Source organism: Streptomyces sp. NPDC022910 (genome assembly GCF_055561075.1).
This window is the reverse complement of the sequence record NZ_JBVHHL010000001.1, coordinates 118,954-144,232: the sequence shown is the minus strand read 5'-3', so window position 1 is coordinate 144,232 and position 25,279 is coordinate 118,954. Positions and strand designations below refer to the sequence as shown.

The 25,279-nt window shown below is 70.6% G+C and carries 29 protein-coding genes, 1 pseudogene and 1 riboswitch; of the genes and pseudogenes, 18 read left to right on the top strand and 12 right to left on the bottom strand.

Features of this window, described 5'->3' with window-relative positions; all coding sequences use genetic code 11:
- Positions 1-136: 136 nt before the first annotated feature.
- From ACZ3TS_RS00775 to ACZ3TS_RS00740, 8 genes are all read right to left on the bottom strand, one after another.
- A complete protein-coding gene (locus ACZ3TS_RS00775; protein WP_467612605.1) occupies positions 137-892 on the bottom strand; it encodes an urease accessory protein UreD in 756 nt (251 codons plus the stop codon).
- Positions 889-1,566, bottom strand: coding sequence for an urease accessory protein UreG (ureG, locus tag ACZ3TS_RS00770; protein ID WP_467612044.1), 678 nt, complete (start codon positions 1,564-1,566; stop codon positions 889-891). Before ureG ends, ACZ3TS_RS00775 begins: the two co-directional genes overlap by 4 nt.
- A 47-nt stretch (positions 1,567-1,613) precedes the next feature.
- Positions 1,614-2,288 carry an urease accessory protein UreF gene (locus ACZ3TS_RS00765; protein WP_467612041.1) on the bottom strand — a complete coding sequence of 225 codons (675 nt, stop codon included), beginning with the start codon at positions 2,286-2,288 and terminating at the stop codon, positions 1,614-1,616.
- Positions 2,288-4,009: an urease subunit alpha gene (locus ACZ3TS_RS00760; protein ID WP_467612038.1), complete on the bottom strand. Its 1,722-nt coding sequence runs from the start codon at positions 4,007-4,009 to the stop codon at positions 2,288-2,290. Before ACZ3TS_RS00760 ends, ACZ3TS_RS00765 begins: the two co-directional genes overlap by 1 nt.
- The gene (locus ACZ3TS_RS00755) at positions 4,002-4,313 is read right to left on the bottom strand and encodes an urease subunit beta (protein ID WP_467612035.1); all 312 of its coding nucleotides are present in this window, start codon (positions 4,311-4,313) and stop codon (positions 4,002-4,004) included. The genes ACZ3TS_RS00760 and ACZ3TS_RS00755 overlap by 8 nt, the downstream gene beginning before the upstream one ends.
- Positions 4,314-4,325: 12 nt before the next feature.
- On the bottom strand, positions 4,326-4,628 hold the full coding sequence (locus ACZ3TS_RS00750) for an urease subunit gamma (protein WP_467612032.1): 303 nt from the start codon (positions 4,626-4,628) through the stop codon (positions 4,326-4,328).
- Between the two features lie 375 nt (positions 4,629-5,003).
- Positions 5,004-5,267, bottom strand: a complete 264-nt coding sequence (locus ACZ3TS_RS00745) for a TetR/AcrR family transcriptional regulator (protein ID WP_467612029.1) — start codon at positions 5,265-5,267, stop codon at positions 5,004-5,006.
- 198 nt (positions 5,268-5,465) lie between these two features.
- The gene (locus ACZ3TS_RS00740; protein ID WP_467612026.1) at positions 5,466-5,741 is read right to left on the bottom strand and encodes a type II toxin-antitoxin system Phd/YefM family antitoxin; all 276 of its coding nucleotides are present in this window, start codon (positions 5,739-5,741) and stop codon (positions 5,466-5,468) included.
- A gap of 152 nt (positions 5,742-5,893) precedes the next feature.
- Here ACZ3TS_RS00740 and ACZ3TS_RS00735 point away from each other — a divergent pair, with 152 nt between their 5' ends.
- The 4 genes from ACZ3TS_RS00735 to ACZ3TS_RS00720 all read left to right on the top strand — a co-directional run bounded on the left by ACZ3TS_RS00735 (position 5,894) and on the right by ACZ3TS_RS00720 (position 8,489).
- Complete coding sequence (locus ACZ3TS_RS00735) at positions 5,894-6,529, top strand: ATP-dependent Clp protease proteolytic subunit (RefSeq protein WP_467612023.1); 636 nt, start codon at positions 5,894-5,896, stop codon at positions 6,527-6,529.
- 7 nt (positions 6,530-6,536) lie between these two features.
- Complete coding sequence (locus tag ACZ3TS_RS00730) at positions 6,537-6,839, top strand: hypothetical protein (RefSeq protein ID WP_467612020.1); 303 nt, start codon at positions 6,537-6,539, stop codon at positions 6,837-6,839.
- Between the two features lie 361 nt (positions 6,840-7,200).
- A riboswitch (cyclic di-AMP (ydaO/yuaA leader) is annotated at positions 7,201-7,396 on the top strand.
- Positions 7,397-7,399: 3 nt separating this feature from the next.
- Positions 7,400-7,873 carry a C40 family peptidase gene (locus ACZ3TS_RS00725; RefSeq protein WP_467612017.1) on the top strand — a complete coding sequence of 158 codons (474 nt, stop codon included), beginning with the start codon at positions 7,400-7,402 and terminating at the stop codon, positions 7,871-7,873.
- Positions 7,874-7,952: 79 nt separating this feature from the next.
- The gene (locus ACZ3TS_RS00720) at positions 7,953-8,489 is read left to right on the top strand and encodes a DUF6328 family protein (protein WP_467612014.1); all 537 of its coding nucleotides are present in this window, start codon (positions 7,953-7,955) and stop codon (positions 8,487-8,489) included.
- 108 nt (positions 8,490-8,597) lie between these two features.
- Here the strand turns inward: ACZ3TS_RS00720 and ACZ3TS_RS00715 are convergent, their stop codons facing one another.
- Positions 8,598-9,056, bottom strand: a complete 459-nt coding sequence (locus ACZ3TS_RS00715; protein ID WP_467612011.1) for an ATP-binding protein — start codon at positions 9,054-9,056, stop codon at positions 8,598-8,600.
- 250 nt (positions 9,057-9,306) lie between these two features.
- On the opposite strand from ACZ3TS_RS00715, the gene ACZ3TS_RS00710 reads away from it, so the two are divergent.
- Both ACZ3TS_RS00710 and ACZ3TS_RS00705 read left to right on the top strand, forming a co-directional pair.
- Positions 9,307-10,167 carry a helix-turn-helix domain-containing protein gene (locus tag ACZ3TS_RS00710; protein WP_467612009.1) on the top strand — a complete coding sequence of 287 codons (861 nt, stop codon included), beginning with the start codon at positions 9,307-9,309 and terminating at the stop codon, positions 10,165-10,167.
- A 9-nt stretch (positions 10,168-10,176) separates the two neighbouring features.
- On the top strand, positions 10,177-10,401 hold the full coding sequence (locus tag ACZ3TS_RS00705) for a DUF397 domain-containing protein (protein ID WP_467612006.1): 225 nt from the start codon (positions 10,177-10,179) through the stop codon (positions 10,399-10,401).
- Positions 10,402-10,542: 141 nt separating this feature from the next.
- On the opposite strand, the gene ACZ3TS_RS00700 is transcribed toward ACZ3TS_RS00705, so the two are convergent.
- Positions 10,543-11,670: an 8-amino-7-oxononanoate synthase gene (locus tag ACZ3TS_RS00700; protein ID WP_467612003.1), complete on the bottom strand. Its 1,128-nt coding sequence runs from the start codon at positions 11,668-11,670 to the stop codon at positions 10,543-10,545.
- A 146-nt stretch (positions 11,671-11,816) separates the two neighbouring features.
- Between ACZ3TS_RS00700 and bioB the strand changes: the two genes are divergently transcribed.
- The 4 genes from bioB (at position 11,817) to ACZ3TS_RS00680 (ending at position 16,022) form a co-directional block, all read left to right on the top strand.
- Complete coding sequence (gene bioB / locus ACZ3TS_RS00695; protein WP_467612000.1) at positions 11,817-13,004, top strand: biotin synthase BioB; 1,188 nt, start codon at positions 11,817-11,819, stop codon at positions 13,002-13,004.
- On the top strand, positions 12,997-14,277 hold the full coding sequence (locus ACZ3TS_RS00690) for an adenosylmethionine--8-amino-7-oxononanoate transaminase (RefSeq protein ID WP_467611997.1): 1,281 nt from the start codon (positions 12,997-12,999) through the stop codon (positions 14,275-14,277). The genes bioB and ACZ3TS_RS00690 overlap by 8 nt, the downstream gene beginning before the upstream one ends.
- Before the next feature lies 1 nt (position 14,278).
- The gene (gene bioD / locus ACZ3TS_RS00685) at positions 14,279-14,995 is read left to right on the top strand and encodes a dethiobiotin synthase (RefSeq protein ID WP_467611994.1); all 717 of its coding nucleotides are present in this window, start codon (positions 14,279-14,281) and stop codon (positions 14,993-14,995) included.
- 364 nt (positions 14,996-15,359) lie between these two features.
- Positions 15,360-16,022, top strand: a complete 663-nt coding sequence (locus ACZ3TS_RS00680; protein ID WP_467611991.1) for a class I SAM-dependent methyltransferase — start codon at positions 15,360-15,362, stop codon at positions 16,020-16,022.
- On the opposite strand, the gene ACZ3TS_RS00675 is transcribed toward ACZ3TS_RS00680, so the two are convergent.
- Positions 16,023-16,397, bottom strand: a complete 375-nt coding sequence (locus ACZ3TS_RS00675) for a fic family toxin-antitoxin system, toxin component (protein WP_467611988.1) — start codon at positions 16,395-16,397, stop codon at positions 16,023-16,025.
- A 4-nt stretch (positions 16,398-16,401) separates the two neighbouring features.
- Positions 16,402-16,665 carry an antitoxin gene (locus ACZ3TS_RS00670; protein WP_467611985.1) on the bottom strand — a complete coding sequence of 88 codons (264 nt, stop codon included), beginning with the start codon at positions 16,663-16,665 and terminating at the stop codon, positions 16,402-16,404.
- A 214-nt stretch (positions 16,666-16,879) separates the two neighbouring features.
- Between ACZ3TS_RS00670 and ACZ3TS_RS00665 the strand changes: the two genes are divergently transcribed.
- The 8 genes and pseudogenes from ACZ3TS_RS00665 to ACZ3TS_RS00630 form a co-directional block, all read left to right on the top strand.
- Positions 16,880-17,695, top strand: coding sequence for an ABC transporter ATP-binding protein (locus ACZ3TS_RS00665; protein ID WP_467611982.1), 816 nt, complete (start codon positions 16,880-16,882; stop codon positions 17,693-17,695).
- A gap of 48 nt (positions 17,696-17,743) precedes the next feature.
- Positions 17,744-20,311 (top strand): ABC transporter permease, encoded by a 2,568-nt coding sequence (locus tag ACZ3TS_RS00660; protein WP_467611979.1) that lies wholly within the window; start codon positions 17,744-17,746, stop codon positions 20,309-20,311.
- Positions 20,312-20,355: 44 nt separating this feature from the next.
- Complete coding sequence (locus ACZ3TS_RS00655; protein WP_467611976.1) at positions 20,356-21,246, top strand: LLM class F420-dependent oxidoreductase; 891 nt, start codon at positions 20,356-20,358, stop codon at positions 21,244-21,246.
- Between the two features lie 8 nt (positions 21,247-21,254).
- Positions 21,255-21,380: a hypothetical protein gene (locus ACZ3TS_RS00650; RefSeq protein ID WP_467611973.1), complete on the top strand. Its 126-nt coding sequence runs from the start codon at positions 21,255-21,257 to the stop codon at positions 21,378-21,380.
- 320 nt (positions 21,381-21,700) lie between these two features.
- Entirely contained in the window at positions 21,701-22,195 is a 495-nt protein-coding gene (locus ACZ3TS_RS00645) for a hypothetical protein (RefSeq protein ID WP_467611970.1), read from the top strand.
- Between the two features lie 6 nt (positions 22,196-22,201).
- Positions 22,202-24,382 (top strand): M48 family metalloprotease, encoded by a 2,181-nt coding sequence (locus ACZ3TS_RS00640; RefSeq protein WP_467611967.1) that lies wholly within the window; start codon positions 22,202-22,204, stop codon positions 24,380-24,382.
- Between the two features lie 118 nt (positions 24,383-24,500).
- The gene (locus ACZ3TS_RS00635; RefSeq protein ID WP_467611964.1) at positions 24,501-24,920 is read left to right on the top strand and encodes a GNAT family N-acetyltransferase; all 420 of its coding nucleotides are present in this window, start codon (positions 24,501-24,503) and stop codon (positions 24,918-24,920) included.
- Between the two features lie 20 nt (positions 24,921-24,940).
- A pseudogene (locus ACZ3TS_RS00630) lies at positions 24,941-25,217 on the top strand (GNAT family N-acetyltransferase); the annotation flags it as partial.
- Positions 25,218-25,279: the final 62 nt, after the last annotated feature.

Sequence of the window (25,279 nt, the reverse complement as noted above, 5' to 3'; positions counted from 1 at the left end):
TGGGTCCTCCCCGTGCATCGTTGCGATTGGTACGGGGATCTTTTCGGCTATGAGGTCCCTGAGAACAGGGGGAACTTGACTTTCTTTGCCAATCCGATAACCGGTACTTCACCCTCCGTTGAGCGGAGAGGACCGCTCAAGCCAGGTCGCGCAGCGCCTCGTCCAGGACACGGCGCAGTCGCAGCGCATCGGGCGCGACCGCGGTGACCAGCACCGCGGGTCCGGCCAGCGGGGCGAGAGCGGCGTACTCCCCCAGCAGCCGGGGCTCGGCGGCTGTCCGCACGAACTCGGGCCGTACGACGACGAGCTGCCCGAGCGCCCGGTGTCCCGCCAGCACGGCAGGGCCGTCCCATCCACCGGGGGCGCCGGGTCCGCAGGCCACCTCCTGGTCGAGCAGCGGCCGTCCGTCCAGCCGTACGGTGAGACGACTGGTGAGCCGCCCGGGTTCCTCGCCGAAGCGCCCGAGGACCTGTTCCTCGCGGTGGACGAGACGGGCGCCCGGCGCCAGGTCGATGCGCGAGGAGACGTACAGCTCGCTGCCCTGCGTCGAGATCAACTGCTCGGGCAGCCAGCGCAGTTCACCCCCGGCGGCCACATCGAGACGGACGTCGTAGCGGGCCTCGCCCTTGGCCTGCCCGGGCAGTGCGATGGTGGCGGCGGCCGATCCCACGTGGAGCCGGGCACCGCTCGCCACTTCCGCCTCGACCGTGAAGTGGTCGCCGCCGAGCGGCCCGCTCATCGCGCCGACGAGCATGACGCGCGCCTCGTCACCGCTCGCACGGGTGCGGCGCAGCGCGAGCGGCCCCTCGCCCGACAGCACCGGCAGGGACGTACCGCCCCGGCCGTCCTCGCGGGCCACGATCCGTGCGGTGGCCCTCACCCCCGCGGTCACGCGGTCCACGCGGCCAGCTGCGCCCGCACCCAGCCGGCGACGTCGGTGACCCCCGCCTCGCTTCGCAGCGACTGGAACACGACGGGCAGCTCGGCCCGCTGTGCCTTCGCGTCGGCGGCCATCCGGGCGAGATCGGAACCGACATACGGCGCGAGGTCGGTCTTGTTGACGACGAGCAGATCGGCGGTGGTGACACCGGGACCGCCCTTGCGCGGAATGTCGTCCCCGCCCGCGACATCGATCACGAAGATCTGCGCGTCGACGAGCCCTTTGGAGAAGGTGGCCGTGAGGTTGTCCCCACCGGACTCGACGAGAACGATATCGAGCGGTCCGACCTCGTCCTCCAGGTCCTCCACGGCTTCGAGGTTGGCGGAGATGTCGTCCCGGATGGCGGTGTGCGGACAGGCTCCCGTCTCGACGGCGGTGATCCGCTCGGGCGGCAGCACGGCCTCGCGCAGCAGGAACTCGGCGTCCTCCCGGGTGTAGATGTCGTTGGTCACGACGGCGAGGGACAACTCCTCCCGCAGGGCCCGGCAGAGTGCGGCCACAGTGGCGGTCTTGCCGGATCCGACGGGGCCACCGAGCCCGATCCGCAGGGCACGGCGGGAGCCGTCGGGCCGGTGGGCGTCGGCGCTGAGGGCCGCGGGTCCGTCGTGGGAGTGGTCGAGGTGCATGATGTACGGCTCCAAATGTCATGTGGGGCGGCGGGGGGAAGGTGCTCCTACGACGCGAACAGACGCACAGGCCAGGCCGCATGCGCCTCCGCACTGATGTCCAGCAACGGAGCGGAAGCGGCAGGCAGGGCATCGACCCCCTCGTCGACCACGCGCCGGGCCGCCTCGCTCGCCTGATCGGCGACCAGATCCAGCTCGGGCGCCAGGCGCGCGAGAACGCCCGACGCATCGAAGGGGTCAAGGCTCAGCAACCGCACGACGGCCGTGGCCGGTCCGCTCACGTTCTCGTATGCGCAGCAGTGCGCGGCATCCTCGGCCCCCAGCCCGGCCGCCCGCGCCGCCAGCCCCAGTACGACCGGCTGATGCGCCCCCTTGGGGAACTCCCGCGCCACCGCCTCGAGCTCCCCGGAGGGCCACGTCGCCCTGGCCGCCCGCATCAGCTGCCGCCCCAGCCTGCGCGCGGCGACGCGCAGCGCGGGCGAGGGTGTACGGGCGTCCGCGGCGGCGTCCAACGCGACCGGGTCCACGCCGAGCGCGGCCGCCGCGGCGAGCGAGGCGGACACCAGCCCCGCCGTGTACAGCCGCCCGCGGCAGAACTCCTCCAGCGTCCCTGCCCCGGTGATCCGCCCGGCGCGCACGGCCGCCTCGGCCCCGCCGGAGTGTGCGTGCCCTCCGGCGGGGAAGCGGCCGTCGGCCAGTACGAGTAGCGCTGCGCGGGACATCAGAAAAGGAAGTACCGCTGGGCCATGGGAAGTTCAGCGGCAGGTGTCGCCTCGACCAGCTCACCGTCGATGTGGACGGCGAAACTGTCGGGGTCGACTCGCACCTGCGGACGGGCGTCGTTCTCGCGCATGTCCGCCTTGGTGACCCCGCGCGTCGACTCGATGGCCACGAACTTCTTCCCGAGCGAGAGCCGCTCCGGCAGCCCGTCCTCGATCGCCAGCGGCGCCACGAAGTTCACCGAGTTCGAAGCCGGTGCCCGCCCGATCGCCCCGTACATCGGCCGCGGCAGGATCGGCTGCGGCGTCGGGATGGACGCGTTGGCGTCGCCCATCTGCGCGTAGGCGATCTGTCCGCCCTTGATGACGAGGTGCGGCTTGACCCCGAAGAACGCCGGCTCCCACAGCACCAGGTCGGCGAGCTTACCGGTCTCCACGGAGCCGATCTCGTGGGCGAGACCCTGGGCGAGCGCCGGGTTGATCGTGTACTTGGCGACATAGCGACGTACGCGGTGGTTGTCCGCGCGGCCGTCGCCCGGTAGCGCACCCCGCCGCCCCTTCATCACATGGGCGGTCTGCCAGGTCCGCATGATGACCTCGCCGACCCGGCCCATGGCCTGGGAGTCGGAGGAGATGATCGAAACCGCGCCCAGATCGTGAAGTATGTCCTCCGCACCGATCGTGGACGGCCTGATCCGCGACTCGGCGAACGCCAGATCCTCGGGCACCGCCGGGTTCAGGTGGTGGCACACCATCAGCATGTCGAGGTGTTCCTCGGCGGTGTTGACGGTGAAGGGCCGGGTCGGGTTGGTGGAGCTGGGCAGTACGTGCGACTCGGACACCACGGTCATGATGTCCGGCGCGTGCCCGCCGCCCGCGCCCTCCGTGTGGTACGCGTGGATGCCGCGGCCGTTGATCGCGGCGAGCGTGTCACCCACGAACCCGGCCTCGTTGAGGGTGTCCGTGTGAATGGCGATCTGGACGCCGGTGCGGTCGGCGACCGTCAGGGCCGCGTCGATGACGGCGGGCGTGGAGCCCCAGTCCTCGTGCAGCTTCAGGCCGAGTGCGCCCCCACGGATCTGGGAGAGCATCGCGTCCTGTGAGACGGTGTTGCCCTTGCCGAGGAGACCGAAGTTGAGCGGGTACGCCTCCATCGCCTCCAGCATCCGTGCCAGATGCCAGGGGCCGGGCGTGACGGTGGTCGCCTTGGAGCCCTCGGCCGGTCCGGTACCGCCGCCGATCAGCGTGGTGATGCCCGAGGAGAGCGCCTCGTCGGCGATCTGCGGACAGATGAAGTGGACATGCGCGTCGATGGCGCCGGCCGTGACGATCCGGCCGTTGCCCGCGATGATCTCCGTCTCCGGGCCGATCACCAGGTCCGGGTGGACGCCGTCCATGGTGTCCGGGTTGCCGGCCTTGCCGATGGCGCTGATCCGGCCGTCGCGGATGCCGATGTCGGCCTTGACGATCCCCCAGTGGTCGACGATGACGACACCGGTGATGACGGTGTCGGGGGTGCCGTCCGCGCGTGTGGCACGTGACTGGCCCATGGATTCACGGATGACCTTGCCGCCGCCGAACACAGCCTCGTCCCCGGCAAGTCCAGGGCCGCCGGAACGATCCTCCTCGATCTCGACGATCAGATCGGTGTCGGCGAGGCGGATGCGGTCCCCGGTGGTCGGTCCGAACAGGTCGGCGTACGCGGCACGCGAGATCTCAGGCATCGAGGGCACCTCCGGTCTCCCCGCGCAGTCCGGGCACGACGCGGGCGCCGGCGAGCGGAACGAGTTCGACGTCGACGGGGATGCCGGGCTCGAAGCGCACCGCGGTGCCGGCGGCGATGTTCAGCCGCTTGCCGCGCGCGGCTGCGCGGTCGAAGTCCAGGCCCGGGTTCGCCTCGGCGAAGTGATAGTGGGAGCCGACCTGGACGGGCCGGTCGGCGGCGTTGAGCACGGTCAGCAGGGTGACCTCACGGCCCTCGTTGTAGACGATCGGGTCGTCCGCGAACAGGATCTCTCCCGGAATCATGGCCGCTCCCCGTCAGACGATCGGGTCGTGGACGGTGACGAGCTTGGTGCCGTCCGGGAAGGTCGCCTCGACCTGGACGTCATGGATCATCTCGGGGATGCCTTCCATCACGTCGTCCCGGGTGAGCAGTTTGCGCCCGGAGGCCATGAGCTCGGAGACCGTACGGCCGTCACGCGCGCCTTCGAGGATGTGCGACGTGATGAGCGCGACCGCCTCGGGGTGGTTCAGCTTGAGCCCGCGGGCCCGGCGCTTCTCGGCGACGTCGGCCGCCACATGGATCAGCAGCCTCTCTTGCTCGTGCGGGGTCAGTTGCACGTGCCCACCTCACAGTCCTCGCTCCGGACCGTGCGGGGCCCGGTTGCCGCAGCCACGGGGCAAAGTCCCTGGTGGCGTGGATGGGCAGGCTAGTTGGACCGAGTTTCAAGCAAGTTAACCGAGCTGTGATCCAGTCAGGCTAAGCGCCATGGCCTCGGAGTCGGCGTCGTTCGCGATCAGGCCGCGGGCTTGTAGCCCTCCACGACCCTCGCCCACGCGGCCGGACCTGGTCGTAGCCCGTGTGGGCCACGGCGGACAACCGGTCGTTGCGCAGGACCTCCGTCCAGACCTGGATCAGCAGGCGCGGGAAGACGCATTCACCGCTGTCCAGCACCCCCGGCCTGATCTCCTGCATCTGCGCGAGGGCGCGGGAGATCAGCACGTCGGGCAGTGGCGGCGGCGTCTCGACGGCCGCCCCCTCATACGTTCGCGCAGCGCGTCGAGCACCTCGCCGACGATCGCGGCGATGAGCTCCTCCTTCCCGCTGAAGTAGCGGTAGACAGCGCCCGCGGAGAGGTCGGCCTCCTTCAGCACATCCTGCGCGGTGGCGTGGAACCCGTTGCGCGCGAAGCAGAGCGCCGCGCCGTCGAGAATCTGCCGACGGCGGGCCTCGAGGTGTTCCTGGGATACATGGGCCATGGCGACCCGCATTGTAAAACGAACGTTCGTTCTCACAGCCGCGGCGTATCTGCGCACGGTGGGCCGCAGACAAAACGAACGCTGGCGGGCGGCGATCGGCCTGGCCTGGTACTGCTCGGAGGCAGTGCGCGGCGCGGGCAGAACGTCGAGCCTGTCGCAAACGAGCGGGAGACGGCCCGAATGAACCCCCGACCGTCGTCAGGACGCGTTGGGCCCCCGGTGCTCGGCCGCGATGCCGAAGCGGCGGCGCTCACGCGGGGCCGAAGAAACGTCGCGGACGCTGGATACCGAGCTGATCATCTGCTCCTCGGCAGCGTCCAGTGCGGCGAGCCGCTCGAGGTCGGCGGCGGAGACCAGGGCGACGAGAGGCTTTCCGTGCCGCGTCACGACGACGCGCTCGCCGCCGTACACCACCCGGTTGATCAGATCGGCGAGCTCAGCCCTGGCTTGCGTCACCGGAATCTCGTAGGCCATGCGTCCAGCTTAGACCGAGGTCCTGACAGGCCTCCGAGAGCGGAAGATCCGGCCGGGGACTTCGCGGTTTTCGCTCTCAGCATGCTCCACTCTCTGAGGAACGTACGTCCTGTACATTTTTTACAGGAGCGATTCCGAGGAGGCGCGTGCCCATGAACCGACCGTCCGCCCGCTACGTCCTGCCCGAGTTCACCGAACGCACCGGCTACGGACAGCGGACCCTTGACCCGTACGCCAAGCTGCTGGACGAGCGGATCGTGTTCCTCGGGACGCCGATCGACGACACCTCGGCCAACGACGTGATGGCGCAGTTCATGCACCTCGAGTACCTGGACCCGGACCGGGACATCTCGCTGTACATCAACTCCCCTGGCGGCACGTTCAGCGCGATGACCGCCGTCTACGACACGATGCAGTACGTCGGTTGCGACGTGGAGACGATCTGCCTCGGCCAGGCGGCTTCCGCCGCGGCCGTCCTGCTCGCCGGGGGCACACCGGGCAAGCGGTTCGCGCTGCCAGGAGCGCGGGTGCTGATCCACCAGCCGTCCCTGCCGGAGCCCATCCAGGGGCAGGCCACCGACCTGGCCATCCAGGCCGAGGAACTGACACGCACCCGCAGGCGACTGGAGGAGATGCTCGCCCGGCACACCGGGCAGAGCCCGGAGCGGATCGCCGCCGACATCGAGCGGGACAAGATCCTCGACGCGCCGGCTGCGGTGGAGTACGGACTCGTCGACCGCATCATCCCGAGCCGCAAGGCGTCGCGCACCGCGCCGGGCGCGAGGTGAGCCGCCGATGCTGCCGCCCGAACTGCCCCCGTTGCCCGCGCTGACCCGCGCCGAGGCCGAGTTGATCGACCGTTACCTCGACGTGGTCGACCTGCTCGGCCGCATCAACCCGGCGCACTCCGGAGACACGTATCGCGGACTGAGAGCTGCCCAGGCCCTGGTGAGCAAGGCAACAGCCCTGCGCGAGGCGCTGACGCTGATGCACCAGCGCGGGGAGAACGAACTGCACGGCCCCACCCTCGCCCGCGCCCTCCGCGTCCTCGACGGCGAACGCCGCGCCGCCCGCGTCACGGTACCTCCGGCACTCTGACGAGTAGTGACCAACCCACAGCGACAGGGACGTTGGGGCGGTCCGGCCCTCCGGCATCGGGCCTTCCCCGTCCACCGCGACACAAACGATCCAAACGGGGGACCCGCGGTCGGAGTAGACGCTCCTCCGTCCGTGGGCCCGGAAATCATGCGCAACACGCCCGGTCCCAGGCCGGAATGACGTGCTCCGGTGCAGGTCCGAGCCTCGTCAAGCCCCTCAACACCCCCCGAACGGACGGCTGTCCATCCGAACGGGTGAGTGGTGAGTAATGCCACAAACCCCCGGTTCCATTGTGATTTTCGGACATCGGTGCGTGAAGATCCCTTCCTGACGACAAGCCCCCGCCACCGCGGCGGGGCGGTCCGGGCGGACGCCGAATCCTGCCGCCGCCCGGATGACCGGTCGACAGGAGTGGATCGGCAGGAGTGGAGGACCCAGCAAGGCGGGCCACCGGAGAGATCCGGGCGGTCCTTGGGGTGAAGCCGCGCGAGCGGCCGGGCTACTTCGCCAGTCCGAATCCGACAGGTCATCCTTCACAGGCGGCTGACGAAGGGTTGCGCATGACTGCGCTCAATCGTGTCCCGTCGCTGCTGACCCGGGCCGGCACGGCCTCGGCCCTCACCCTTGCCGCCGTCGGCGGCGGCATCGCGGCCCCCGGCCTCGCCACCGACGCGACCGCCGCGACTCCGGCGACGAAGGCGCTGCAGATCGCGGCGTCCAAGAAGGGATCCCCCTACAAGTACGGCGCCACCGGGCCGCGCCGCTTCGACTGCTCGGGGCTCACGCTCTACGCGTTCAAGAAGGCGGGCAAGAAACTGCCCCGCACGGCCGCGGCGCAGTACAACAAGACGCACCACATTTCCGCGTCCCATCGCAGGGCGGGAGACCTGGTGTTCTTCCACTCGGGCCGGTACGTCTACCACGTCGGCATCTACGCCGGGAAGGGAAAGATCTGGCACTCGCCGAAGACCGGAGACGTGGTCAGGCTCCAGAAGATCTGGACGAAGAGCGTCTGGTACGGACGGGTCAGCTGACCCGTCCGGTGGGGTGACGGCTCGTACGCCGTCACCCCCACCGAGGCGTGAGGCGGGCCGGAATGGTTACTCGTTCACCATGGCGGACCGACCTCCTCCCCAGGCACGGCACGAGACACCCCTGGAGCGCGCCGACCGCAACTTCGCCGAGCTGTTGCAGGAACTGCGCGTCACCCAGACCGGGGTGCAGATCCTCTTCGCCTTCCTGCTGACCCTGGCGTTCACCCCGCGCTTTCCGTCCCTCGACACCGTCCAGCGTGTCACGTACGTCACCACGCTCCTGCTGTCCGTGCTGGCCGCGGCCCTGTTCACGGCTCCCGCCGCGCTGCACCGCGCGCTCTTCCAGCAGAACCTCAAGCCCGCCATCGTGCGGATCTCGTCCCGCCTGGCCGCGCTCGGGCTGCTGGTGCTGACCCTGGCGTTCACCGGGTCGGTACTGCTCGTGGTGGACGTGTCCCTCGGCCGCGTCGCCGGTGTCGCCGCCGGTACGGGAACCTTCCTGGTCTGCGTCGGCCTGTGGCGCTTCATGCCCCGGATGGTCCAGCGGGCCGTCGCCACAGCACCTCAGGCTCCAGAACGAGCGGGAGACCGGGAACCGCCGGATGGCTCCCGGTGACTCCCTAGGGGCGTCTGTGTGGTCCGCGGCCGACGGGCGGGTGCGGGCGCGCCTCGGCCGGAAGTGCCGGACGAGCCGGAGCGGGCGCGGACGCGGTCAGCCGCGGCTTCAAGGCTCTTGCTGACCGCCCGCCGTGACCGACTCCACCGGCGTGGCCCACGGCAGTTCGATGGCGACCGTCTTGCCGCCCTCGCGGGTGGGCCGCACGCTCAGCGTGCCGCCGTTCTCCGCGGCGAGCCAACGGATGATCACCATCCCGCGGCCGTTGTCCTGTTGTACGGCCGCGGGCAGCCGTTTGGGGAAGCGCGGGTGGCTGTCGGTGACACCGATGCGCAGTAACTCGTCCCGGTCGAGCGCGATGTCGACCGTGAACGTGGGTGACTGCCCGAAGGTGTGCTGCACGGCGTTGGTGGCGAGTTCCGAAACGATCAGTCGCACGGCGTCGGCGACTTCGGCGTCGCTCGGCATACCCCATTCGGTGAGGACGCCTGAGACGTATTTTCTGGCGGCGGAGACCGAGGCGGGATCGCTCGGCAGAGTGACGGAGGCTTCCTGATGGTCTGCCATGGCGACGTCGTCCCTTTCCCACGGGACCGGAGTCCGACACGGAGCGGTTGGTTCGAGTAACGGTCCCGGACTTGGTGCTGCGCGCCAGACTGCCATCACCGGGGCCCTGTCGGGTGCGATCCCCCGAGATATGCATATATCTGTCGCTCGAAGCGGTGAACTCTCCGACGACCGACCGTATTTGGGCAGCACCCGGGCCCATCCTCTAGCGTCGCCGTGAAAACCGCGCGCCGTGCGGAAGGAGTCGGCCATGCAGTACGGACCAGCGGTACGCCGCCGCAAACTCGGTGCCGAATTGCGCGCTCTGCGCGCCCGGGCGGGACTCACGAGCGGTGAGGCGGCCACCCTCGTCGGCTGGCACCAGTCGAAGGTGAGCCGGATCGAGACGGGCGCCAGCGGGGTCAAACCGGCGGACGTACGTCTACTGCTGGACGCCTACGGCGTCAAGGACGCCGAACTGCGGGAACTGCTGCTCGTGCTTGCGGGCTCGGAGGACGGCGGCGGGCGGCAGAACTGGTGGCACGCGTACCGCGGGGTGCTGCCGCCGACCTACCGCGATTTCATCAGTCTGGAGTCCCAGGCGAGCGGGATGCGCACACTGGAGACCTCTGTGGTGCCGGGTCTACTGCAGACGCCCGAGTACGCCCGGGCCGTGACCCGGGCCGCCGTCGGCACCCTGGAGGACGACAAGCTGGATGCCCTGGTGGAGGTGCGCCTGGCCCGGCAGGACGTGCTGCGCGCCGATCCGCCGCTGGAACTGAGCGCCGTCCTGGACGAGGCGGTGCTGCGCCGGGAGGTCGGCGGGCCGGAGGTCATGGCGCGTCAGCTGAAGCGGCTGCTGCACGCGGCCAGACTGCCCCAGGTGCGGCTCCAGCTCCTTCCGTTCGCCGCCGGGGCACACATCGGCGTTACCGGACCTTTCGTTATCTTCTCATTTCCGAGCAGGTCCGATCTGGATGTGGTCGTTCTCGACCACTTGACGAGTAGCCTCTACCTCGAGCGGAAAGAAGACCTTCAGGCCTACAGCGAGGCCTTCAACGCCCTTCAGGTCCACGCCCTTTCACCCGAGGACACGTTGGATTACATCGCCGCGTTGGCCGGCGACGCATAAGGAGGCACCATGTCAGCACTGCCTCGGCACGTCCCTTCCAGTACCTCCCTGCACGGTGCGCGGTGGCTGCGCAGCAGCCGCAGTACCGGAATGAACAACTGCGTCGAGACCGCCCGACCGGGCCCGGGGCCCTGGTCCGGACTGGTGGCGGTGCGCGACTCGAAGAACGTGACCGGACCCGCCCTGCTCTTCACTCCCGAGGCCTGGGAGGAGTTCCTGACCGGACTGAGCTGATCACGTTCGTGCGACCAGGTCGTAAATCGGCCAATTTCGAGCCGATTTCCGAGTCGCTCCTGTAGCGGTTACTCCTCCACCACATCGCACCGGTCGGTGCGATCATCCGTACGACGCGCGATGCACGGCCGTTTCGCCGACTCACGGTCGCGTCTCGCCGATCACGCGTACGGCGCGCTCGACCTGCCACTCGGTGAGGTCGGCGCGAGCGGTCAGACGCAGCCGTGAGATGCCGTCGGGCACCGACGGCGGACGGAAGCAGCCGACGGCGACCCCCGCCGCCCGGCAGTCGGCCGCCCACCGTAGGGCCTGTTCCGGGGAGGGTGCCCGCACGGAGACCACGGCGGCGTCCGGCCGCACCGCCTCATGGCCCTCGGCCGTGAGGCGGGCGTGCAGGGCCGTCGCCACCGTGCGGGCCCGAGCGGCGCGCTCCGGCTCGCGGCGCAGCAGACGCAGCGCCGCGAGAGCCGCGCCCGCCGCCGCCGGGGCGAGCCCGGTGTCGAAGATGAAGGTCCGGGCCGCGTTCACCAGATGGTCGATCACACGCGCCGGACCGAGGACGGCGCCGCCCTGGCTGCCCAGCGACTTCGACAGCGTCACCGTCACCACCACGTCCGGCGCGCCCGCGAGGCCCGCCGCGTACGGGGCGCCACGGCCACCGGCCCCGAGGACGCCGAGCCCGTGCGCGTCGTCGACGATGAGCCCGGCCTCGAACGCACGGCACACAGATGCCAGTTCGCCCAAGGGGGCGGCGTCGCCGTCCACGGAGAACACCGTGTCGGAGACCGCGACGGCGGGTCCGCGGTGAGTGTCGAGCGCCTTGCGGACCGCCTCGGGGTCGGCGTGCGCGACGACCTGGGTGGTGCCGCGCGCGAGCCGGCAGCCGTCGATGAGCGAGGCGTGGTTGCCCGCGTCGGAGACGACCAGCGAGCCGTGCGGTGCCAGCGCGGTGACCGCCGCGAGGTTGGCCGTGTAACCGGAGGAGAAGACGAGAGCCGCCTCGAAGCCGCAGAAGTCAGCCAGTTCGCACTCCAGTTCCCTGTGCAGTTCGGTGGTGCCGGTGACGAGCCGTGAACCGGTCGAGCCGCCGCCCCACAGACGGGCCGCCTCCGCAGCGCCCTCGGCGATCTCGGGATGGCGGGCCAGGCCCAGGTAGTCGTTGCTCGCGAGGTCGAGGAGCGGGGAGTCGGCGGCTCGGGGGCGCAGGGTGCGGACGAGTCCGGCCCGGCGGCGCGCCCGCGCCTGCTCGTCGATCCAGCCGAACGCCATGGCTCCTCCGGGCTTTTGTAGGCAGTGCACAGACACTAGCGGGACGACCAGCCGCCCAGGGTGTGGCAATACCCACACGTCGAACGGTGTCTGTTGTGCGAACTCTCCTTGGCCCAGGACGCTCCCGTAGGACAGGATCGGCTCTCATGGACCTGCTGAACACGCTGGTGGACAAGGGGCTGCGGCGCGAACTGCCGACCCGCGAGGAAGCTCTGGCCGTCCTCGCCACTTCCGACGACGACGTGCTCGATGTGGTGGCCGCGGCCGGCAAGGTACGCCGCCACTGGTTCGGCCGACGGGTGAAACTCAACTATCTCGTCAACCTGAAGTCCGGCCTGTGCCCCGAGGACTGTTCCTACTGTTCCCAGCGGCTCGGTTCGAAGGCCGACATCCTGAAGTACACCTGGCTCAAGCCGGACGAAGCCTCCGACGCCGCGGCGGCGGGAGTCGCGGGCGGGGCGAAGCGGGTCTGCCTGGTGGCGAGCGGCCGCGGGCCCACCGACCGGGACGTGGACCGGGTCTCGGACACCATCAGGACCATCAAGGAGCAGAACGAGGGCGTCGAGGTGTGCGCCTGCCTCGGTCTGCTCTCCGACGGCCAGGCTGAGCGGCTGCGCACCGCGGGCGCCGACGCCTACAACCACAACCTCAACACGTCCGAGGCGACCTACGGGGACATCACCACCACGCACACCTACGCCGACCGGGTCGACACGGTGCATAAGGCGCACGCCGCCGGCCTGTCGGCCTGCTCCGGACTGATCGCGGGCATGGGCGAGAGCGATCAGGACCTGGTCGACGTCGTCTTCTCGCTGCGAGAGCTCGACCCGGACTCCGTTCCGGTGAACTTCCTGATCCCGTTCGAAGGAACCCCGCTCGCCCAGGAGTGGAACCTGACCCCGCAGCGGTGTCTGCGGGTCCTCGCCATGGTGCGGTTCGTGTGCCCGGACGTGGAGGTGCGCATCGCGGGCGGCCGGGAGGTCCACCTCCGTACGCTGCAGCCGCTGGCCCTGCACCTGGCCAACTCCGTCTTCCTGGGCGACTACCTGACCAGCGAGGGCCAGGCGGGCAGGGCGGACCTGGAGATGATCGCGGACGCCGGGTTCGAGGTGGAGGGCACGGACCAGGTGACGCTGCCCCAGCACCGGGCGGCAGGTGGCTGCGGGTCCCACGGGGGCGACGGCTGCGGGTCCGGAGAAGGCGCCGGATGCGGGTCCCACGGGAGCGCCGGTGTCTGTGGTTCCGCCTCGGCGCCGCACGTCAACGAGGCCCGTACGGACCTGGTCGCCGTACGCCGCCGGGGTGCCGGAACGGACCTCGCGCCCAATGCCTGACCTGGCCGTGGACGAGCTGCTGGCGCTGGACCGGCAGCACGTCTGGCATCCGTACGGGCCCATGCCCGGCCGACAGCAGCCGCTCGTCGTGGAGTGCGCGAGCGGAGTGCGTCTGCGCCTGGCCGACGGCTCCGGCGAACTGGTCGACGGCATGTCGTCCTGGTGGTCGGCCATCCACGGCTACAACCACCCGGTGCTCAACGAGGCCGCGCGCGAACAGTTGGCGCGGATGAGCCATGTGATGTTCGGGGGGCTCACCCACGAGCCCGCCGTCCGACTCGCGAAGCTCCTTGTCGACATGTCACCCGAAGGTCTCGAGCATGTGTTCCTCGCGGACTCCGGCTCGGTCTCGGTCGAGGTCGCGGTCAAGATGTGCCTGCAGTACTGGCGTTCGCTCGGCCGCCCCGCCAAGCAGCGGCTGCTGACCTGGCGCGGCGGATACCACGGCGACACCTGGCACCCGATGTCGGTGTGCGACCCCGACGGGGGTATGCACGAGCTGTGGCGGGGCGTCCTGCCCCGCCAGGTGTTCGAGGAGGCGCCACCGGCCGTCTACGAGGAGTCCTACGCCGAGCGGTTGCGCGCGACGGTCGAGCGGCACGCGGACGAGCTCGCAGCGGTGATCGTGGAGCCGGTGGTGCAGGGCGCGGGCGGGATGCGCTTCCACTCCCCCGCGTATCTGCGGGTACTGCGAGAGGCGTGCGACGCGCACGACGTGCTGCTCGTGTTCGACGAGATCGCCACCGGGTTCGGGCGCACGGGCGCGCTGTTCGCCGCGGACCACGCGGCGGTGACGCCGGATGTGATGTGTGTGGGCAAGGCGCTGACCGGCGGCTATATGACCATGGCGGCGACACTGTGCACGCCGCGGGTGGCCGACGGGATCTCCGGCGGCGCTGTGCCGGTGCTCGCGCACGGCCCCACCTTCATGGGCAACCCCCTGGCGGCGGCCGTGGCCTGCGCCTCCATCGGACTGCTGCTCGGCCAGGACTGGCAGTCGGAGGTCAAGCGGATCGAGACGGGCCTCAGGGATGGGCTCGCTCAGGCGGCGGCCGTGCCGGGGGTGCGCGAGGTGCGGGTCCTCGGTGCCATCGGGGTCGTCCAGCTCGACCACGAGGTCGACATGGAGGCGGCGACGCGGGCCGCGATGCGCGAGGGCGTGTGGCTGCGCCCGTTCCGCGACCTCGTCTACACGATGCCCCCGTACGTGACGGGGGACGCGGACGTGGCACGGATCGCGCGCGCGGTGTGCGCGGCGGCACGGGAAGGCTGACATGTCGGTACTGGTGATCACAGGGACCGGCACGGAGGTCGGCAAGACAATCACGACTGCTGCCGTCGCGGTGGTCGCGGTCGCCGCCGGGCGCTCGGTGGCCGTCCTCAAGCCCGCGCAGACGGGTGTGGGGCCCGACGAGCACGGGGACGCCGATGAGGTGGCCCGGCTCTCGGGCGCCGTGACGAGGCGTGAACTCGCCCGGTACCCCGAGCCGTTGGCGCCCGCCACGGCGGCACGGCGGGCAGGTATGCCGCCCGTGCGGCCGCACGAGATTGCGGAGGCGGCCGCCGAACTGGCCGTCGAACACGACCTCGTGCTCGTCGAGGGTGCGGGCGGGCTGCTCGTACGGTTCGACGACGAGGGCGGCACCCTGGCGGACGCGGCGCGGCTGCTGGCTGCACCTGTGCTGGTGGTCGCGCCGGCGGGCCTCGGCACACTCAACGCGAGCGAGCTGACGGCGCGCGAACTGCGGCACCGGAAAGTGGACTTGACGGGCGTGGTCATCGGCAGCTGGCCCGATGCCCCCGATCTCGCCTCGCGGTGCAACCTCGCGGACCTTCCGGAGGTGACCGAGGCGCCCCTGCTCGGCGCGCTGCCCACGGGAGCCGGGGCCTGCGCGCCCGCCGCCTTCCGTGCCGCGGCACCCGGCTGGCTGGCTCCCCGGCTGGGCGGCACGTGGGACGCGGAGGCGTTCTCCTCCGCATTCGCACCGTAGGGCGCCGCGTCCCGCACACCGATGAACGACGAGTGACCGCGTACCGGCAGGTGCGGGGCCTCCAGCGCCCAAGGTGCGCACCGGGCCGCTGCTGCACCTCACGGCGGGTAGGTCACTGCTGGACCTCGCACCGGTGCTGGCCCGCACCGGGCTCGCGGCCGGCAGTCAACGGCCCACCGCCGTCGTTCTCGACGCCACCGGGGCACGGGACGTCGACGCACTCCCGAGGTGCACGCCGCCCTCCACCCCGTCGTGCCCCCGTCCATGGTCCCGGCGGCGACGGGGCCATGGGACGGGCGTGCGCGCGGCGCGTCCGGGGGACAATCCCATTGTCGCCCGCCCTTCACCCCCCGGGAGGCCCGTCATGCCGGCCAGTGCCGCCAAGGACGCCGTCCATCACCCCCTCTTCGCCCGCTTCTACGCCCGGTTCAGCGTCACCGCCGAACGGGCCGTCGGGCCGCACCGGGATGTCCTCCTCGCCGGTCTGTCGGGGCGGGTGATCGAGATCGGCGCGGGCAACGGTCTGAACTTCGCGCACTACCCCGGCACGGTGGCCGAGGTGGTCGCGATCGAGCCGGAGCGTGCGCTGCGACAGCTCGCCCTGACCGCGGCCCTGCGCGCCGACGTGCCCGTGGACGTGGCGCCGGGCGCGGCGGAGGCCCTGCCGGTGAAGAGCGAGGCCTTCGACGCGGCGGTGGTGTCGCTGGTGTTGTGCAGTGTGCGGGATGTCTCACGCGCCCTGTCGGAGATACGACGGGTGCTGCGCCCGGGCGGTGAACTGCGCTTCTTCGAGCACGGCCGGGGCGGCGGGCGCGTGATGGAGGCAGCCCAGCGGACGCTGGACCGCACCGTGTGGCCGCGGCTGTTCGGCGGCTGCCACGTCGGCCGGGACCCGGTCGCCGCGATCAGGTCGGCCGGCTTCGAACTGGGGCCCTACCGCCGGGTGTTGGTGCCCTCCAAAGGGCCGCGGTGGCCCTCCTCCTACTGTGTGCTGGGCACGGCCCGCCGGCCCGGCCGTGAAGCGTAGTCACAGACTCCACTGCCGCAGCTCCTGCGCGATGTCGTGAACCGACGCCTCGCCGCTCTTGACCAGCAGGGCCAGATCGCGCACCTGTTCCGGTGAGGTGACGACCTTGACGCCGCTGGCGACCAGATAGCCGTAGGCGACCGCGGACGCGAACAGCGCGTTGGAACGCTCCAACGCCGGGACGTGCAGCAGGAGTTGGAGCAGGGCGGCGGCGCAGGCGTGCGGAGTGTCGTAGACAGGGACGCCGAATATCTCCGCCTCATGGCGGCTGACCGCGGCGACGAGCGCGCCCCAGTCCGTGATCTGGGGATCTCCGGGTGTCTTCTGTTCCGCGACCATCAGCAGCCAGGCGAGGTCGATTCTGAGGTTGCTCAAGGGATCAGCGACGACCGTCGCTCCGGTGCTCGCCCGAGACCCCGCCTCGGCCCTCGCGGGCGGCGCCGAACTCCTCGGCGAAGACGGACTCGTACTGTTTCATGAAGTCGGCGGCGGCCTCGACGAACGTGTGACCGACTTCCCCGGTGTCCTGCCGTACCAGCTCTTCTATGTAGCGGTTGACGCTCATGCCACGCTCCAGGGCGCGCTCGCGGGCGGCTCGGGCGGTGTCCTCGTCCACCCTCACGTTCAGCTGGGTCTTCGCCATGCTTCGACGCTAGCGCCGAGGTGCTAGCGGCGGCAAGTGGGCGGCAGGAATCCACCACAGGGTGGAAAGTGCCCCTTACACCGGCATCAGGGGCACGACCTGTGGTGGAGACGTGTCTGGACTTCGGGGGGATACCGGCTGTGCGGTGCGTCACACTACGCTCGGCCGGAAGAGGGAAGACGGAAGGTCGGACGTCACGAGCGAGGAGGCGGTCTTGTCCACTGCTGCTGCCGAACACGCCCCGGGCCGCGCGGAGGCGGACGGGATCGCCGCCCGCGCCCGGGGTCTGACGAAGGCGCACGGCTCGGGCGAGACGACGGTGCTCGCCCTCGACGCGGTCGACGTGGACATCGCACGCGGCCGCTTCACCGCGGTCATGGGTCCCTCCGGTTCCGGGAAGTCCACCCTGATGCACTGCCTCGCGGGGCTCGACACCGTATCGGCCGGTCAGGTGTGGCTCGGCGACACCGAGATCACGGGCCTGAAGGAACGCGAGCTGACCCGGCTGCGCCGGGACCGGATCGGCTTCATGTTCCAGTCGTTCAATCTGATCCCGACGCTCAACGCGGCCGAGAACATCACGCTCCCGATGGACATCGCGGGCCAGAAACCCGACCAGAAGTGGCTGGACCAGGTGATCGACACGCTCGGGCTGCGGGACCGGTTGAAGCACCGGCCGGCGCAGCTGTCGGGCGGACAGCAGCAGCGCGTCGCCTGTGCTCGAGCGCTCGCCTCCCGCCCCGAGCTGATCTTCGCGGACGAGCCCACGGGCAACCTGGACTCCCGGGCGGGCCTCGAGGTGCTGGGCTTTCTGCGCGAGGCGGTGGACGAGCTGGGACAGACCGTGGTGATGGTCACGCATGATCCGGGCGCGGCCGCCCACTCCGACCTGGTGCTTTTCCTGGCGGACGGGCGGATCGTGGACGAGATGGAGCAGCCCACGGCGGAGGCGGTGCTGGAGCGAATGAAGCGTTTCGACTCGATCCGGGCGACGTTCGACGACGCGTCCGGCCCCGAGGACCGGCGCTGAGGGCCGCGGACTGAGACCCGAGGACTGAGACCCGAGGACTGAGGCACCGTGCTGAAGGCGACTCTGCGCAGCTTCCTCGCGCACAAGGGACGGCTGGCCCTCTCGGCGCTGGCCGTCATCCTGTCCGTCGCGTTCGTCGCGGGCAGCCTGATCTTCTCGGACACGGTCACCCGGACCTTCGACCGGCTGTTCGCCTCCACGGCGGCCGATGTGACCGTGGGCCCCAAGGAGGACCTCTCTTCGCAGGTCCCCTCCGGGGTCACGGCGACCCTCCCCGCCTCACTGGCCGCTCGGGTGGCCAAGGTCGACGGCGTCGCGGCCGCCCACGTGGACGCCTCCGTCACCGACATCACGGTCGTCGACCACAAGAACGACCCCGTGGGACCGACCACGGGCGCGCCCACCATCGCCAAGAACTGGTACGTCACCGAGCGCAGCCCGGTGAAGCTCACCTCCGGACACGCGCCGCAGGGGCAGGGTGAGGCACTCCTGGACGCGGACACCGCCCGGCACAAGGACGTGCGGATCGGCGACACACTGACGGTCCTCGCCCGGCCCGGCTCGTTCAAGGTGCGGGTCGTCGGGATCGCCACCTTCACGACCACCAACCCGGGTGCCGCCCTGGTCTTCCTGGACACCCCGACCGCGCAGACCAAGCTGCTGGGCAGCCCCGACGCGGCCACGAGCATTTCGGTGGACGCGGCGGGAGGCGTCAGTGACCGGCAGCTCAAACAGCGGATCGTCGCACAGCTCCACTCCTCCGCCTACGACCTGAAGACCGCTGGCGAACAGGCCAAGTCCGACACCGACAAGCTCGGCACGTTCCTCGACGTGATCAAGTACGTGATGCTGGGCTTCGCCGGCATCGCCGTGCTCGTGGGTGTGTTCCTGATCGTCAACACGTTCGCGATGCTCATCGCGCAGCGCACCCGCGAACTCGGCCTGTTGCGCGCCCTGGGCGCGGACCGGCGGCAGGTGCGCCGGTCCGTGCTGATGGAGGCGCTGCTGCTCGGTGTGGTCGGCTCGACGGTCGGGCTCGCCGCGGGCATCGGGCTCGCGGCCGCGCTCATCCGCCTGATGAGCGCGTTCGGCATGAACCTGAAGTCCACCGAAATGGTGATCGGCTGGGCGACTCCCGTCGCCGCCTACCTGGTCGGGGTCGGCGTGACCTTCGTGGCCGCCTATGTCCCGGCGCGGCGCGCGGCCGGAGTCTCCCCCATGGCGGCCCTGGCGGACGCAGAGGTCGCAGGTGTGGGCCGGCCGTTGAAGGTCCGTGCGGTGGCGGGCGCGATCGTCGGCACCTTGGGCGTGGCCGCACTCGTGGGGTGCGTCCGGGCGACGAAGACCGCGTCGGCTGTCTCGCTGCTCGGGCTCGGCGTGATCCTCACGCTCGTCGCGACCGTGATCGCAGGCCCGCTGCTGGTGCGTCCGGTGATCCGGGTGCTGAGTGCCGCCTTCCCCGCTGTGTTCGGCTCGATCGGGCGGATGAGCCGACGCAACGCCCTGCGCAACCCGCGCCGCACCGGTGCCACAGCCTCCGCCCTGATGGTGGGGCTCGCGCTGGTGGCAGGAATGTCGGTGGCGAGCGAATCCCTCTCGAAGTCCTTCGACCAGCAGATCGACAAGACGCTGGGCGCCGACTTCGTGGTCCAGAACAGAAACTTCCAGCCTTTCCCGCAGGAAATCACCGACCGGGTCCGCGCCACCGACGGTGCCGGTCTCGTCGTACGCCAAAGGTTCACGCCCGTCGCGGTGAGCCTGCCCGACGGAAAGCGCGTGGAGACGACCGCCGCGGGTTACGACGCTCGCCTCGACGACATCGCCCAGGTCATCTACGCCCAGGGCGACACGGCGGCCGCACTCGGGCAGGGCGCCATCGCCATGGATGTGAAGTTCGCGAAGAGCCACGACGTACAGTCCGGCAGCAGGATCCCCGTCCAGTTCCCGGGCGAACGCCACACCGTCCTCAAGGTCGGTGCGCTCACCGACCAGGACGGAGTCGAGGGGTTCGGCGTCGAGGGCGGCCTGTACTTCGGGATGGCGACACTCCAGAAGTACGTGCCGGACGGACAGGACTCCGGCCTGTACGTGAACGCCGCGCCCGGAACGCCGAAAGACCAACTGCGGTCCCGGCTGGAGAAGACCCTCGCCCCGTACCCCCAGGTCCAGGTCCGCGACCAGGCCGACTACAAGAAGCTGGTGCACGACCAGATCGCGGTTCTGCTCTACCTGGTGTACGCGCTGCTCGGCCTCGCCATCGTCATCGCGGTGCTCGGGGTGGTCAACACCCTGGCCCTGTCGGTCGTCGAACGCACCCGTGAGATCGGCCTGCTGCGTGCGATCGGGCTCGCCCGGCGGCAGCTGCGCCGGATGATCCGGCTGGAGTCGGTGGTGATCGCCGTGTTCGGGGCCGTGCTCGGGCTCGCGCTGGGGCTCGTGTGGGGCGTGTGCACCCAGCAGGTGCTCGCACTGCAGGGAATGAAGGCACTGGCCATCCCCTGGGGCACGATCGTGGCCGTGGTGGTCGGTTCGGCGGTCGTGGGCGTGGTCGCGGCGCTTCTGCCCGCGTTGCGTGCGTCGCGCATGAATGTGCTGGCGGCGATCGCGCACGAATGATGTACTCGGCACGCGCTCAAGTCGCTTACTGCTGAGGAGAGTTCATGCCGCGCCCATTTCGCTTCGGCGTCAACCTGCTCGAACCCGCACCGGCCGGCGAGTGGCGTGCCAAGTGCCGCCGGGCCGAGGAACTCGGCTACGACGTCATACTCGTCCCCGACCACCTCGGCTGGCCTGCGCCGTTTCCGGCCCTCGTCGCGGCGGCGGAGGCGACCGAGCGTCCCAGGGTGGGCACCTTCGTGCTCAACGCGGGTTTCTGGAATCCGGCGCTCCTGGCCCGCGAGGTGGCGACAACGGACGCGCTGACCGGCGGCCGTCTCGAACTCGGCCTGGGCACCGGCTACGTGCAGGCCGAGCACGACACGGCGGGGCTGCCGTACGGCTCGCCGGGCGAGCGCGTCGACCATCTGCGCCGCACGGTGGAGGAGCTGGACCGGCTGCTCGGCTCCGAGGAGCACAGGCCGCAGGCGGTGCAGAAGCCCCGGGTGCCGCTGCTGATCGGAGCCAACGGCGACCGGATGCTGAGGCTGACCGCCGAACACGCCGACATCGCGGCCTTCACGGGGGCGCGCTCGGTGCCGGGGAGCACCACGGGGCAGCTGGCACCGCTCGGGGCCGGGGAACTCGACGAGCGCGTGGCCCGGTACCGGGAGCTCGCGGCGGGCCGCAAGGAGCCGGCCGAGCTGAACCTGCTCATCCAGCAGGTCGCGGTCACCGAGGACCCCGCCGGTGTGGTCCGCCCGCTGCTGGACCACATCCCCGGCCTGACCCTCGATCAGGCCCTGGCGCTGCCCATATTCCTGCTCGGCACCCTGGAGCAGATCACCGAGCGGGTGCGGGCGCTGCGCGAGCGCTACGGGTTCTCGTATCTGACGGTCCTGGAGCCGTCCATGGAGGCGTTCGCGGCGGTGATCGAGGCACTGCGCGGCGCATAGCCGTCCCCGTGGCCCGGGATCCCGAGGCGCTGATCGTCGCCGAGCACGGCGGCGAACCGGTCGGCACCGTGATCGCGGGCTTCGACGGGCGGAGCGTTCACCTCCACGACGAAATCCACCCCTCGGAACCGTGAAGCCCCGGCGATGGTGCATGGCCGTCCTGTCGCCGTCACCGCGGCGATGAGACAGTGCGGGTGTGGGACACCTCCCGCACGCCCATCTGTCGGTCGGTGGTCAGCTCCCGGGCGCGCTCCGACTCAGCCTCGCCCTGGGTGACAGCGACGGGCGGTCGTCCACCAGTGCCGTCGCCACCGCGTCCACATCACCACCGCGGCCGGTCAGCGTGCACGGAAAGTCGGGAGTCACCTTGGGATATTCCGCTTCGAACACCGACTGCCGCCAGTACTTTGTGAGTTGACTGGACTGGTGTGTGCGCACGTGGCAGGAGGGTGCAGTGAGCCGCGAAGAGGGCGAGGGAGAGCACGCCGAGCTGGCGATGGCGCGCCATTTGGTCGCCCGCCTGGCGCCCGAGGAGCTGGCGTTGTTCGACGAGACGGTGGCCGCCGCGCCGCGTGGGGGGCAGGTGAAGCGACGGCGCGACGATCCGCTCGGTTTCGGAGCCGTGGAAGCCGCCGCGGTGGTGTTCACCACCGTGGCCTGCGGGGTGGCGACTGAGGTGGTCAAGAGCCTGGCCGAGGACGCCGGGAGGCAGGCCGCCGACCGTACGAAGGGCTGGCTGCGGCGTCTGCGGCGCGCGCGGCGGTCAACGCCCTCGGCCGACGGAGACGCGGGGGCGGCTGTGGCGCCGCCGCCCTCGGAGGTACTCGCCGACCTGCGGGGAGTTGCGCGGCGCCGAGCGGTGCTGCTTGGCCTTGCGGAGGACCGGGCCGAGTTGCTGGCTGACACGATCGTGGCCTATCTGCGTGAACGCACCGACGACGAGGGCTGAGCCGCCGTGAACCTGCGGGGTCCGGCGCCGAGTGCCGGGGAGGGTGCGGCCGCTTCTCGGAACCGGCCGTTCCTGCTGCCGTCCGCCACGCTGACCACGTTCGTCCTGCTGATCATCGCGGTCCTGGCGTTCACTGTGATCATGGAGCCGGACTACTACCGGCTCTTCACCGGCGGCTGGCAGGACAGCCCGAGCGATCCGGTCGACTCCTGCCTGCGGCGGGGCATCGCACGGGTCGGCGGGCCCGACGCCGCAATGGAGTTATGGGCGCGGGGCCGTCGGCTGCCCGGCGTGGCAGAGTGCAACCGCGACGCCCCCGACAGGGCGCACTCTCAATCGTTTCTGATCACCTGCGGGCTGCTGGTCGTCGCCACCGGCCTCCACTACTGGTTCCGCGCCACCAGCCGGGCCCGCCGCCGCGGGGTGCGGCCCATCACCGCCGAGAACCTGCCGCACCTCCACGCCGAGCTGCTGTGCCTGGCCGACCGTGCCGTTCCGGGGCAGCATGTGCGGTTCCTGATCGGCCTGCTCGACCCGGCGGCGAACGGCGTGGCGTTCGGCCGGGCCGGTCGGCGGTACGTGCTCCTCGGGCGGGGTGTGCTGGCCCTGTTCGACCGCGACCGGGAGGCGTTCGAGGCGCTGGTCCTGCACGAGCTGGCGCACATCCGCAACCGCGACGTCGACCTGACGATGATCACGCTCGGATTCCTGCGGGCGTACGCTCTGCTCGTGTTCACGCCCGTCGCGGTGGGTCGGCTGCTGTACGTGGTATTCGGCGTCCACCCTGGGCTCTACGCGGCGAACTTCGCACAGATGCTGGGACTTGCCCTGCTGCTCGTCGTGGCGCGGGCGCAGGTCTTGCGGACCCGGGAGTATCAGGCCGACGCGCGTGTCGTCGCCTGGCAGGGGCGGCCAGAGCCGCTGCGGCGGCTCCTCGTCGGCGTGGCCGAGACGTCGGACACCGCGGGCCGGCCGTGGGCGCCGTTGCGGCAGCTGAGCGGCACCCACCCGACCGCGGCCGCGCGGGCTGCCGCGCTGACGGACCCGGGGCCGCTGATGGCGCCCACCTTCGGTTTCGCTCTGGTGCTGGGTGCGTGCCTGGTACTGGTGTGGGATCCGAGCAGCTCGCCGACCGCTCGGTGGAGCTACGGCGCGATCTGGGACCTGTGGCGGCCCGAACCGTTGACCGTGCTGCTGATAGTGGTGCTCGGGCTGGCCGTTCTGCGCGCTGCCCTGTACCGGGACACGCCTCGGTTGCATGCGCTTCGCTGGGGCCTGGCCCTCGGCCTGGTGGTGGGCATGGCGCTTTCGCCCATGCTGATCGCCAACGGGCTGGGCATGCCGACGTCCTGGGGGATCGAGGTGGGCAGCGCGCTGTTGCGGGGCGCATTGGTGGTGCTGCTCGTCCTGTGGTGCGAGTACCTGGCCGTCGCGTGGGCACCGGCGGTGGCCGCGGCTCGCCGTCCACTGGGCGTGGCCCTTGTGCCCTGTGCCGCCATCGTCGCCGTCACCCTGGCCGCTGCCCGGCCGGTGTTCGAGATGCATGCGACCTTCATCCTCGCGCAGTACGACGGGACGGCGATGAGCGACCTGCCTGGGCCGCTGCTCGTGTTCGCCGTGGCCCAGACGAAAGCCCTCGTGCTCTACTTCAGCGACGTGCCGTGGCTGCTGGGCGCGGCGGCCCTGCTCTTCGGCGCTCCGGCCCTGGGGCGGCTCTGCGGGCCGTGCCCGGCTGCTTCGCCCCCGGCGCAGCACGTCCGGCTCGCGAGCCGGAGGTCGACCTGGCTCGCCGGCGGCCTGACCTACGTCGGACTGTGGTGGGTGCTGACCGGCTACCTCGACGTGCTGTGGGGGACAACGCCGACACCGCTGTCGGACGGGATGCTGGTGGCCGGCGCGCCCGCCGCGGCGGGCGCCGCCGTGGCTGTGTTCGCCCCGCATCCCCTGCGGTGGTCGGTCATCGCGTCCGTACTCGTCGGCCTGCCCTTCGGCGCGCTGTTCGCGGTGGTCTGGGACATGCCGACGATCTTCATGCGCGACTCCCTCGTCTTCGGCGTCGAGGGCGCCTTCCTCGCCGCACTCGTCATCTCCGGCCTCACCGCCACGATGCGCCCCGCGGAACGTCCCCGCACGCCGCCCGCGACACGGGGCGACAAGGTCATTGAGCCTCCCGAACTTCCGCGATAGGCACCGGCAAGGGTTCCACAGGAGCGGCATCGCCGGACAACGGCTCTGATTCCAGGAATCGATTCCTCAGCACGGAAATCGCTCGCCGAACAGGTCGGCAGCCTGCTTGGCTCGCCCCATGAGCGATCTCCACATCCGCTGCGCCACTTTCTCGGACATCGACACCGTGCTGCAGTTCTGGCGCGAAGCCGCAGAAGGAACGAGCATCAGCGACGACCACGACGGAGTGGCCCGACTCATCACACGAGACCCCGAAGCCCTGCTCGTCGCAGAGCGCGACGGCCTCCTCACCGGAACCGTCATAGCCGGCTTCGACGGATGGCGATGCTCCGCCTACCGACTGGCCGTACACCCCGACCACCGTCGGCAAGGCATCGCCACCGCCCTACTGCAAGCCGCAGAACAACGCTTCTCCACCCTCGGCGGGCGACGCGTCGACGCCATGGTCCTGGAAGCCAACGAACAGGCCCACCACGCGTGGGCCGCCACTGGCTACCATCGCGAGGACCACTGGCGACGCTGGGTCAAACCGCTGTAGGCGATGTTTGTGAGGAGCAAGGATTCGACGGATGGCGCTGCCATCTGTACCGGCTCGCGGTGCACCCGGGACGCCGGCGGCAGGGCGTCGGCTCGGCGCTCCTCGCGGCGGCCGAGGAACGGTTCACGACTCGGAGGGCGCCGTGGGGACGCGATGGTGCTGCAGCGCAACGAAACAGCCCACCATGCGTCGCGGGCGGCGGGGTACACACCCGAGGAGCACTGGCGTCGCTGGGTGAAGCCCCTCACAGACTCAAGGACTTTACTGATCCTTTACCATGGAGTGGTCAAGCCGTAGTCCCGACGGGTCAACTCGTCCCACCATGGAAGGTGTGAGCGTCCGCCGATGGGCGAGCCTCC